At 54.0% G+C, this 10938-nt stretch carries 8 protein-coding genes and 2 pseudogenes; 3 read left to right on the top strand and 7 right to left on the bottom strand.

Translation table 11 applies throughout. The annotated features are described in order from the left end of the window. The first annotated feature begins 1054 nt into the window (after nt 1-1054). Nucleotides 1055-1381, top strand: a complete 327-nt coding sequence (locus tag FEZ62_RS00540) for a hypothetical protein (RefSeq protein ID WP_172926480.1) — start codon at nt 1055-1057, stop codon at nt 1379-1381. A gap of 155 nt (nt 1382-1536) precedes the next feature. Here FEZ62_RS00540 and FEZ62_RS00535 read toward each other — a convergent pair whose 3' ends face one another. Further along, nucleotides 1537-2121 carry a DUF6088 family protein gene (locus tag FEZ62_RS00535; protein WP_345940410.1) on the bottom strand — a complete coding sequence of 195 codons (585 nt, stop codon included), beginning with the start codon at nt 2119-2121 and terminating at the stop codon, nt 1537-1539. Between the two features lie 398 nt (nt 2122-2519). Between FEZ62_RS00535 and FEZ62_RS00530 the strand changes: the two genes are divergently transcribed. Continuing rightward, nucleotides 2520-2927 (top strand): MbcA/ParS/Xre antitoxin family protein, encoded by a 408-nt coding sequence (locus FEZ62_RS00530; protein WP_172926479.1) that lies wholly within the window; start codon nt 2520-2522, stop codon nt 2925-2927. Nucleotides 2928-3344: 417 nt separating this feature from the next. Here the strand turns inward: FEZ62_RS00530 and FEZ62_RS00525 are convergent, their stop codons facing one another. From FEZ62_RS00525 to FEZ62_RS00500, 6 genes and pseudogenes are all read right to left on the bottom strand, one after another. After that, entirely contained in the window at nt 3345-3866 is a 522-nt protein-coding gene (locus tag FEZ62_RS00525) for a hypothetical protein (protein ID WP_172926478.1), read from the bottom strand. Nucleotides 3867-3934: 68 nt separating this feature from the next. Further along, nucleotides 3935-4843 (bottom strand): annotated as a pseudogene (locus FEZ62_RS00520) (IS3 family transposase); the annotation flags it as partial. Further along, the gene (locus FEZ62_RS00515; RefSeq protein WP_172926477.1) at nt 4844-6193 is read right to left on the bottom strand and encodes an IS110 family transposase; all 1350 of its coding nucleotides are present in this window, start codon (nt 6191-6193) and stop codon (nt 4844-4846) included. Nucleotides 6194-6416: 223 nt separating this feature from the next. Beyond that, a pseudogene (locus tag FEZ62_RS00510) lies at nt 6417-6659 on the bottom strand (transposase); the annotation flags it as partial. A 48-nt stretch (nt 6660-6707) separates the two neighbouring features. Further along, nucleotides 6708-7244, bottom strand: a complete 537-nt coding sequence (locus FEZ62_RS00505) for a sodium/glutamate symporter (protein ID WP_242454853.1) — start codon at nt 7242-7244, stop codon at nt 6708-6710. A 479-nt stretch (nt 7245-7723) separates the two neighbouring features. Further along, nucleotides 7724-9334 carry a L,D-transpeptidase family protein gene (locus FEZ62_RS00500; protein WP_242454852.1) on the bottom strand — a complete coding sequence of 537 codons (1611 nt, stop codon included), beginning with the start codon at nt 9332-9334 and terminating at the stop codon, nt 7724-7726. 122 nt (nt 9335-9456) lie between these two features. Between FEZ62_RS00500 and FEZ62_RS00495 the strand changes: the two genes are divergently transcribed. Further along, nucleotides 9457-10179 (top strand): murein L,D-transpeptidase catalytic domain family protein, encoded by a 723-nt coding sequence (locus FEZ62_RS00495; protein WP_150548036.1) that lies wholly within the window; start codon nt 9457-9459, stop codon nt 10177-10179. Nucleotides 10180-10938 lie beyond the last annotated feature (759 nt).

Here is a 10938-nt window from a genome sequence, read left to right as displayed (position 1 = left end):
AGGTTTGCTGCGCCCTAACTGCGCGGGGCTAGGGTTGTAGGTTTGTTGCGCCCTATCGGCCTGGCGCCGGTGTTGTAGGTTTGCTGCGCCCTAACTGCGCGGGGCTGGGGTTGTAGGTTTGTTGCGCCCGATCGGCCTGGCGCCGGTGTTGTAGGTTTGTTGCGCCCTATCGGCCTGGCGCCGGTGTTGTAGGTTTGCTGCGCCCTAACTGCGCGGGGCTGGGGTTGTAGGTTTGTTGCGCCCGATCGGCCTGGCGCCGGTGTTGTAGGTTTGTTGCGCCCTATCGGCCTGGCGCCGGTGTTGTAGGTTTGCTGCGCCCTAACTGCGCGGGGCTGGGGTTGTAGGTTTGTTGCGCCCTATCGGCGCGGTGCCGGTGTTGCAGGTTTGCTGCGCCCTAACTGCGCGGGGCTAGGGTTGTAGGTTTGTTGCGCCCTATCGGCGCGGTGCCGGTGTTGCAGGTTTGTTGCGCCCAACCGGTGCGGGGCTGGGGTTGTAGGTTTGTTGCGCCCTAACTACGCGGGGCTGGGGTTGTAGGTTTGTTGCGCCCGATCGGCGCGGTGCCGGTGTTGTAGGTTTTGTGGGAAGAAAATAACGTTTCATCCTAAACCGTACAGATTTGCTGGGCTCGCGGAGAGTCACAGGCCTCGAACCGCCGTTAAAGTTTCATCCTAATGCGCATTAAGCAGGGACCAAGCGGGTCGCATGCGTCAAATATCTGAAAATACAGCTTCATCCAATCAGGAGGCCAGAAATCGCCACTGTGATGTCCGCCAGACCAGCGCCGCCGCCTTTTGCTCGGGCTGGGACAGGGTATGGCCGGGTAGCCTCACCGAGTCAGGGGCACCTTTTAAGGATGACACTTTATTTTCATCCCACAGGAGCTCACTTAGGCCGTCGCCACAGTGCAGCTTTGTAGGCTTGCTGCGCCCTATCTACGAAATAACACTGCCAAACCATGATCGCAGGGGATCGGCTTCCTATGGGCAGTGTTTTGTCGTTGTCTTGCGTCTAATATGCTTCCCAAGTGGTTTGTCATGACCACGGGAGGTAAGTGATGAAGGTAAAAGAAAAGAGAGAAGTCGAGATCGTCAGCGACGTCCTGTGCGATGTCTGCCTCGACAGTGCTCGCGTCGCGGGCAATGGCCTCCAATATGCCTTATTGCAGGCCCAGTGGGGATATGGCTCTGCCCACGATGGTGAGCGTTATGAGATACACTTGTGTGAGGACTGTTTTTTTCAGACGGTCGCCAGACTTAAGCAAGAACGGCGTATCCAAACAATGTTCAGTGAAAACGATAAGGGTAAACTCACTGACAAATTCGGCATGGTTGCGACGGACGATTTTTTCAACGACGGCGGAAGATCGACAGAGAAACCGTGAACGGGACCAAAGCTCACTGACTGATCAGCGCGCACACGACTGGCTCCTTTTGGCCGTTCTCTACCGGTCATGGCCACGCAACGTGATGGTCAAATCAGATGAAAATTGGTGGGAAAGTCCATGCCATTAGCCAACAACGCATACGCACAATAGCGTTATGTAGCGGAGAGAACGGCAGAGCGCATCCAATTGGGCATCATGCTTGTACGAAGCTTTTTAACTTCGCCCGCGCTTAGGGTACTGACAATACTGGTTAATGAGCTCATCGTGAGATTATCTTTTCCGATGTAATACAGTGCTGAAAGCGCAGCGCCCACTCGTGTACCAGCATGTTGCAAGCGTGCGCGGGAAACATGTTGCAAACGAACGACAGCATTACCAACATTTATCTCACGACTAGGTCCACTCGTGTAATAGGTTGGAATCATCTGCATTTGAATACTCAAGTTGAATATCCGGACGGCCTCAGATCCGTGGATTTGGATCACTTCTCCTTTCGCCTTCGCAATCACCCTCATCACTACCGTAGGGCTTGGACGAACCTGCCCCACGTACTTGGTTACTTTTGGACGCATATAAACGCCACGAGTAATGCGTTCAAGAAAACCGGACTGGACCATCCGGGATAACGCTTTGTCTACAGATGTGCGCGGGCCAACCTCGCTAAAAATGCTACAAGAGAAAGGCTTACCCTTTGGCATGTACTTAATGCGGTTTTTTATGGCTAAAGTGATGGTCACTTAAACTTCCGATGCGTCAGTAAAAATATGGATATTTCTGACATAAATATCAGCTATAGCTAGTTATATCAATGGTTACAGAAGATCAACCGCTGAGGGCCATTTCATTTAATTTGACTAGCTGTCACATACTCTCTTCATCGTCAGGTGTACAGTCTTTGCTTCATGCAATTAGACCCAAACCAAGAGTCCAGAGCCCCCTGCCAGCCCTGCAAGAATCGATATCCGTACCTCTTCCGCTAGATACCGGCCATGCTCATGAGGTGGCCACAACAATTCCGTGCATATGGAGTTCAGCAAGGCTTTAGAGTAAAAGCAGTTCGTGTATGGTCTACTCCTGCACATGCGTACGAATGCAGACAACCGTATCTACAGCAACCACTAAAAAGGAGCCGCTTATGAACGGCAAAGCCTATGCCGGTGAATCTCTCACAGACACCCCCAAAGCGGGTCAGGTTGCATTAACCTTTTTCTTTGGCTTGATGGACAAATGGGAGTGTTCAGCATCTGAGCAAAAAATTCTTCTAGGGTCTGTGGCTAACACGACTTACCACAAGTACAAAAGCCTGCCCGAAATCAGGCTAAGCCATGATCTGCTGGAGCGCATTTCGTATCTGATGGGAATACACAAGTCGCTTTGCATTATTTTTAGCAACCAAGTTGATACGGCTTATCGATGGGTTCGCAAGCCAAACAGTGCTGCACCATTCAACGGGCAGAGCGCTTTGCAGTTTATGCTCTCTGGTCGTATGACCGAACTGTCGGATGTTCGCCGCTACCTGGTAGGGGTTCGAGGTGAGCGCTGAACACCTCATTACTGGGTGAGGTTTCAGCCATACCGGGGTGTCCAGAATCATTGAACCACTACAAAGCTGGCTAGTGCTCAAAATCGAGAATCGAAATTTCTTCTTTTGTGCCCAAGTTAATTGACCTTAGGTGCCGCCAATGGCCATGAACTGTAGGGATAGGTATACGGTGGAAGCCTTGTCTCATGGTACTTAGAGACACTTTAGAGAATTTCCCAGCGATCAAGCTGCCTGTACCGCATTGCCCTCCGAAGGAGGGGTCGTGGGTTCGAATCCCGCCTGGTGCGCCATATAAATCAAGCACTTACACGCTTTACGCACTAACACAAAACAAGCTGTGGGTGCATAGTGGGTGCAGCAAGAATAGAAAAAGCCCCGCACTGAATCACTCAGGCGGGGCTTTTTTGTGGGCGATTATTAGCGGCGCTTGACTGTTGGGCTGCCGCGCTTGAATGCCGCTAGACGTAGCTCATCCGCTACAGAGGGCGTAACAAATACTTCGTAGTTTCTACCATCCATACCGAGGTTCACGCTGCCAAGGGCAGGAAACTTTGGAGATCCATTACCGGCAAGCTGCTTATCGGTTAAGGATATATCCCTGTCTGGTATCACCATCCCCGATAGCCTGTCCGCCAGATTCTTTGACGCCGTGGTTGTCATCACTTGCTCACCACCACGGAAAGCCATTAGCTCTGGGCCGTTCTCACCAACCCAGTGCAGGCCCGGCGTTGCGTTATTCGTTCCTTTCGCATATCCCGTCACCCCACCCAAAACACCACCAGGCGCCGCCACACGAACAGGCAAGACGATTTCAGTATTGCCAAGCTCCGTAGCGAGCGTTTGTATCTGAGTGCGCACGGCTTCAATACTCGCATTATCCGCCTTAACGCTGACCGGCATTTCTTTAAGCTTTTCGGCCTCAACCGCTAGTGCCGCCATCTGGTCTTTAATGCTGGCGATTTTCTGCTCTGCATTGCTTTGCTCAATGTTGAATCGCCCCTGGTTTTCTAGACACTCTCCAAACTCTGGAAATAGCGTTTTTCAAACTCTACCGGCGACAGCTGATTGTTGAAACCATGTCGTCGCTTTGGGTTGTAGAACATCTCGATGTAATCGAACACATCGGCTCGGGCATCCTGCCTTGTGCTGTAGATCTTTCGCTTGATCCGTTCCCTTTTCAGCAACTGAAAAAAGCTCTCAGCCACCGCGTTGTCATGGCAATTTCCGCGTCGACTCATGCTGCCAAGCAAGTTGTTAGCTTTCAGGAAACTTTGCCAATCGCCACTGCTGAACTGGCTGCCTTGATCAGAGTGAATCATCACTTCCTGTCTTGGCTTACGCCGCCATACCGCCATCAGTAGCGCATCAATAGCCAGATCGCTGGTCATCTGAGGCTTCATCGACCAGCCAATGACTTGCCGCGAAAACAGATCGAGCACAACTGCCAAAAATAACCAGCCTTCATAGGTGCGGATGTAGGTTATGTCCGTGACCCAGACTTTGTTGGGTTCGGTGACATTGAATCTACGCTCCAGGTGATTCGGTGAGGCGACTGGAGGCTTACCACCATAACGGCCCGGTCGCCGCCGGTAACCGGTCTGCGAACGTAGGCTATGTTGGCGCATCAATCGCCCAACGCGATTCCTGCCGCACGGCTCTCCAAGTTCTCGCAGGTCGTCATAGACTTTTCGGTAGCCGTAGACACAACCACTTTCCAACCAAGAGTGTTTGATCAAGCCCAGTAGTCGCTGATCATCCACGGCGCGCGCTGACTTCGGTTCAGCAAGCCAGGCGTAGTACCCGCTGGCATGGACTTTTAAGGTCAGGCACAGACGACGAACCGGGTAATCCACGGATAGCTGATTGATGAAGGCGTACTTCAGCCGCACTCCTTGGCAAAGTACGCGGCGGCCTTCCTAAGAAACACCTTCGACGGTCTGAAGCGTGAAGCCAAACTCTGCCGCTCTGCGGTGCAATCCCTTAATTACTCTTTCCCGATACTTTTGCTCGTAGTGATCGGCTCCTGGATCTTTGTAAGCCATGCCGAAGCGCATTGCGTTGTAGAACAGGATCGCGATCTTGCGTGCGGTCGCAGTTACCGCCTTAGCCTTGCCGATACGTGCCGACAATCGTCGATAAAAAGCCCCCAGTGCCGTGTTCGTTCTGCCAATGGTTACTGCGGCTAGCCGGAGATGAGCCGCCACCCGGTTCTTAGTCTTACGTGTGTGCGCCGAAAGCACCTTTCCACCACTGATACGGCAACCAGGAGCTAAGGTCAGCCAGGAAGTGAAGTGCTGGGCAGTACGCCAGCGACTCAGGTCGGTACCGCACTCAGCGACTAATCGCAGAGCCAAGTAAGGGCCGATGCCATGGATTTGAGTCAGATCGACACCGACCAGTTGATAGAGCAAGGTTCGTACATCGAAGTTGAGCGCGTTCGGCTGCCGAGTGCGATGACGCGGCCTCGGTAGTGGCTCGCTAGGTGAAGGCTTTTGCTGGGAGAGCCGCATCAGGCTTTGAGCAATTTGCTGGTCGCATATATCAAGTTGAACTTGATAAGCGTCGTACATAGCCAGCGCCTGCTCCAAAGCAAAGACGTGTTCAAGCTGGTAGTTGCCGACCAAAGCACTTCGGATGATTTCTACGCTGGACTTGCAGCGTGTGTCGCGCATGGTTGCCAACCTACCCGCATCTCGCTCACCAGCGACAATGGCTCGGATGATTCGCATACCAGTGACCCCGGTGACGTCAGACACCACATGATGCAGTTGCAGATTCATGTGAGTCAGCGCCTTCTGCATGTGCTGGATATGCGCGGCGGCGTAATCGAGGTGCCGTTCTCGCAAGCGTAAATAACTTCGTAGCGCGGCGATCTCTCGATCCGGATGGAAGCTGGCACGCAGCAAACCACAGGCATGCAGGCGCTGGATCCACTGGGCATCGTTAACGTCGGTTTTACGTCCAGGTACTGCGCGGGCGTCCCGTGCATTGGCTAGTACGACATGCAGGCCATGGGTTTCCAGAATTTCATAGACCGGAATCCAATACACCCCGGTCGACTCCATAGCCACCGTGGTAACTCCAAGATCGACCAGCCAGTCGGCCATTTGCTCCAGGTCGGCAGTAAAGGCCTGAAAAGTTCGAACAGGCACATCGGTAAGGTCCGCCGGCACCGCCACTACATGGAATCGCGAGCCAATGTCGATGCCAGCTGCGCGGTCCTGAATGACTGGTAGACCGTGGAGTTCAGAGCTTAATTTTTTCATGAGCACCCTCCAGCATAAGAGATGCTGGACGGGGACTCGGATCAGATCACATTCCTAAACGGGGTCACGAAACGCGCCACCACTAACGGGTCCGCAGCTTCCCCTGGGTCAGGTTTTTTGACGGGGATTTAGCCTCCAAAAAGCAGACGACCACTGTCCAGCAGTATCAGTGTAGTGGCCGTGTTTCTAACCCAATGGGGCGCGGAGCGCCGGGGAGGCGGTTTTTTAGAATGTCTCGCTCTTCAGTCACGCGCTTGAGTTCGGCGCGCAGGCGACGTAACTCAGCTTGCTGATCGTCCTCTTGCGCTCGTTGCTCCTGGGGCTTGCTGTAGCGCTTCACCCAGGCATACAGGCTATGCGTCGACATGCCCAAGCGAGCAGCGACCTCAGCTATAGGCAGGCCTCGTTCAGTGACCTGCTTGACGGCTTCGATTTTGAATTCTTCGGGATAACGCGAGTTACTCATGGCACCTCCTAGTGGGCCGTATTATGAGGTTTGGAGGTGTCTACGAAACTAGGGGCGATTCAATGCGTAGATCATGCCCACCTGAGCAGCATTCTCAATGCCATACTGCTGCTCCCAGATGCCGCCGTACGTCAGCGCCTGACCTGGCCCTTGGGTAAAGCCATGCGTAACAATCGCCCCTAGCCACGCGCTGACATCAGAGCCGGTCATAGCATCGTAGCTAACAATGACCAAGTAGCCGATCACGCCCTGCAGGCCAGGACTGATGGTCCAGATGAATGTCAGCCATAGCCCGCCACGCACAACACTGCCACCAGAAAGCGAGCCATTCTTGCTCTTACCCGTGAGGCAAAGCGACATGAAACTGAGCGTGAAAAAGTGAAAGGTCAGCGCCTGAAAGTCATCGGCCGTAAAGCCTGGGATCAAGCCCAGCGATAACAAGATGAAACCAAGCAAACCACCAATGATGCTCGCTGGAGCCAGAGAGCTGCGGAACAAAGCAATACGATTGCGCAAGATACTGCCTAGCAGCAGCATGCTGGCGAGCAAGGCAAACGCCATTACTCCATGGAATTTACTTTCCATTTTTAGTCCTCTACATATGCTTATTTTTTGAATGGCAGATAGACGTTTTTTGCAAATTGTTGAACGCAAGTCTTGGAGCAATTGTTGTTATACAGACCACGTGTTTGAGCGAGCGCAATGGTGACCTTTAAGGTCTCCACGCACATCACTGCACACAGGACAATGCAACGTTAGAACGTTGAATATGATCTGTATAATATCAATTTGGTAATCAATGATGCCTTACAGGTATCGTAGGATGTTGCTTGATCTGGGCAAAAATCACAGACAAACACCTCTTGTCGCCACCGAGCAACGGCAACGCAGGTCTGGATGTTCGCGGATGTCGGGAGTGAAACTACAGCGCCGGCTTGCTCAGATTTCCAGCCAAAACTGCCAGCACAGGATTTTGTAGGGACGGCTGCAAGCGCAGCAGAGTTCGCAAAGACTCAACCAGGTAACTTGTATTCCCGATTGATGCTTTGCGTCCAGCCGGGAGATTATCGGCCCGCTAAATTCGGCTTCTGGCTCGTTAGCTGAGCACGCACCAAAGCGGGGTCGTTGCCGTACATATCCGGCAAGTAGCGCAACACACCGTCATCGCCGACCTCTGCTGTCCAATAGGCGATTACCAGCGGCAACGACTCAGGCAAGCGATACTGGCTGGTTCGGCCCTTGGCAATTCGCGCTTGAACCGTATCGTAGTGATCGCTATCGAGGATCTTGCTGAGCAAGGTCTGGATGGCCTCGACGCGCACGCATCCGGAACTGAAAACGCGTGGAGATTTATTGAAAAGGCTCTGGCTGGGGGTGTCGTGTAGATACACAGCGAATGGATTGTCGAAACGCAGCACCACACGCCCTAATGGATTGTTGACCCCGGCTTCTTGGCGCAACATCACCCCGCCCGGCGATGACCAGTCGATGCTGTAGGGATCAAGCCGATTACCCTGCCGATCGTAAACGTTCATCTGATGGCGGGCGAGGTAGCCGATGTCGTTACGAATCGCGGGCAGCTTGTCCTCTCGCCAGATCGTCGGTGGCACCGTCCATGTGGGATTGAGCGTCAGGCGGTTGATGCGCGAAACCAGCAGCGGGGTCTTGCGCGATTCACGCCCAACCTGAGTACGGCTGCGCCACACTTCGCTGCCATCCTGCATGATCATCACTTCAGCACCGGCCACGTTGATGGCGACGACCGCATGCTCGAGGTCATATGCCAGCCAGCGCAGACGCTCAAGGTTGATGCGTAACTGGTCGCGCCGGGTCAGAGCCGAGATGTTCAGCTCATTGATACTCGCCGGGCCCAGCACTCCATCATCCTGCAAGCCGTGACGGCTTTGAAAAATCTGCAGTGCCGAAACAGTACCGGGATCAAACTGATTTGCCGTTTCGGCCAGTTCGCCGGTGGTGTAACCCTCGGCATTCAACCGCTCGCGCAACGCCGGCACGCGCGGGTCAAAAGCTCCAGGACGCAGCAGCGGCCCGCCGGGAATTGGCTGCCACTGCGCCAATGGCTGAGTGCGCTGCGCCGCATAGGCAACTCGTAAGCGCTGATATTGTTCAAGCTGAGGCCGTGCGGCGCTGAACGCGTGTTCCGGCTGCTCGGTGTTAGCCAAAGCTATCGGCAGTATTGTGACCTCTGCCGCGGGCCTCATGTTGACCTCTGGCGCGCGCCATAGCGGCTCGAGTTGCCGGCTGTATAAGCGCCCGTAGCGTAAATCCTGCAAAGCACGAAGATAGGCATGACTGGTGAGTAAATCCGCGCAGTCACGCAGGTTGACGCTCGCGTTCAGCGGAACGCTCGGCAACGGATAATCGGTAGGTTGCAGGCCGTCATCGGCAAGCTGGTTGATCTGCTGTTGTAATGCCTGCGTACTGGCTTCGTTCGACCACGCTGGCTGCCCCTGCCGGCGCTCATAGAACATTGTGAGCAGGTTTATTGCAGATTCGTCTAAGCTCTTAGGCAAAGGGGCGCAGCTAGAAGCTAGCGTCTGGATCATGGGCCGCAAATCAGCGCCGTCTATCGGCGGAAGCGTCACAGCATGACTGACCAATGGCAGGGGCATCAGCGCCACAATCAGGTAAAGTGTGCGTTTTTTGATCAACATGCGCTCCATCCTTAGCCGTACGAATCAATCTCGGCAGAGACCGAGTTAATAAGTATAAGCGAGTCATCGGAAGATGAAGGACAGGATGTCCGGGAGTAAATGCGTTTAGAGGTAAATGGTCTATGGCTGTATGGCTGAGTCGGCTCTGTTTGGCAGGGCTGCTGGTATTTTGCGGGCCGCTGTTAGCGGCAAATACTAATAAGAACCAGGCAACACTGGTTAATTCACTGGTCAAAGCTGCCCCCGGTATAAACCGTGAAGCAGTCAGACACGCCATTGCAGCCATGCAATGCGCAGTGAATAACGGTGCAGACCCGGCGCGGCGTCTGGCCGTAATCGATTTTTCCAAACCCTCGGCGGCGAAACGCCTGTGGATTTTCGATCTCAACAAAAACAGATTGCTGCTCAACGACTATGTGGCTCACGGCCGTTTGTCGGGTGAAGGCACGGCAAGCACCTTCTCCAATCGGGTGGGCAGCTATCAGAGCAGCCTCGGCCTGTTCCGCACAGCTGAGAGCTATAAAGGCAAACATGGGCTTTCGCTGCGCATGGACGGCCTCGAGCCCGGCCTTAATGACTCTGCACGTGAGCGAGCCATCGTGATCCACGGTGCCAGCTACGTAGACCCGGCTTTGGTGCGCAGCCAGGGCCGCATTGGTCGTAGCCTCGGTTGCCCGGCTGTACGCCCTGAGGTGGCGCGCATGGTCGTCGATCAACTCCAAGGCGGGCAGTTTCTCTTTGCCTGGCACCCGAGTGAGCGTTGGGCCAAGAACTCCGCCTATTTCAATTGCAAGCCACGCCAAGTGGCGAATATCCTCGCCCGCCAATTAGCTGCTCGAAGCTAATACCTCTATGCGTACATGGCCGTGTTGATTACGTTTCAAACCGGCCATGTCGTCCTGATTATTCGCCGCCGCTGATAGCTCTGCTACGCACCTGTGGATAACCTCCGCTATCCCTACCCGCGTCAGTACCTGACGCATTTCGAAGCCGCACTGCTGATCAGCTGATACGCGATTTCACGTAAACATTGCTGTCTGGAGTTCGCCGGCGTCTTAAGAAAGCTGCAAGCTGCAACCAGCGCTACACCCTCTACGAACCTCCGAGCAGCCCATCCGATATCTTGAGCTATTTTGCCTGGCTTATCCGCCAGTCGCGGCGTCCTGTCAGTAGCCATCCAGAGTACGCTCCTCGCTTATCAGCTGTGGTGAGCGGATAGTGACACCATTGATATCGACCAATGCCTGACGAAAACATCGCTCATGTGCCGGGCTACTGCATGCGGTTGCTTGGAGAATTGAGATAGAGAACTGAAGCTCATCTAGGTGTTGAATCCTGAACACTGTGTGATGGCCCAGAGGCTTACACGCGTTGTGAATGAAGGGCGACACCAATTGCTGAGCGCTTAGGACTGCCGAGTAGTTATCCACAAGTCACTAAATACGAGTATCGCCGAGGGCGCTTCACTGTCGGCCAGACAGAGCAACGTAGCTGTTCGAGGTTTATCTACAGCTCGTGCTTGCTGCGCAATCAACCAACATCAGGCCCATTGTGGGACTGCGATTTTTAGCGCCGCGCAGCGGGGCTAAACAGCCTGCGATAGT

The sequence above is a fragment of the Pseudomonas sp. MS19 genome (genome assembly GCF_013277615.1).
Classification (GTDB): Bacteria; Pseudomonadota; Gammaproteobacteria; order Pseudomonadales; family Pseudomonadaceae; genus Aquipseudomonas; species Aquipseudomonas marincola.
The sequence above is the reverse complement of the archived record's forward strand: the minus strand, read 5'-3'. Positions and strand labels throughout refer to the sequence as shown.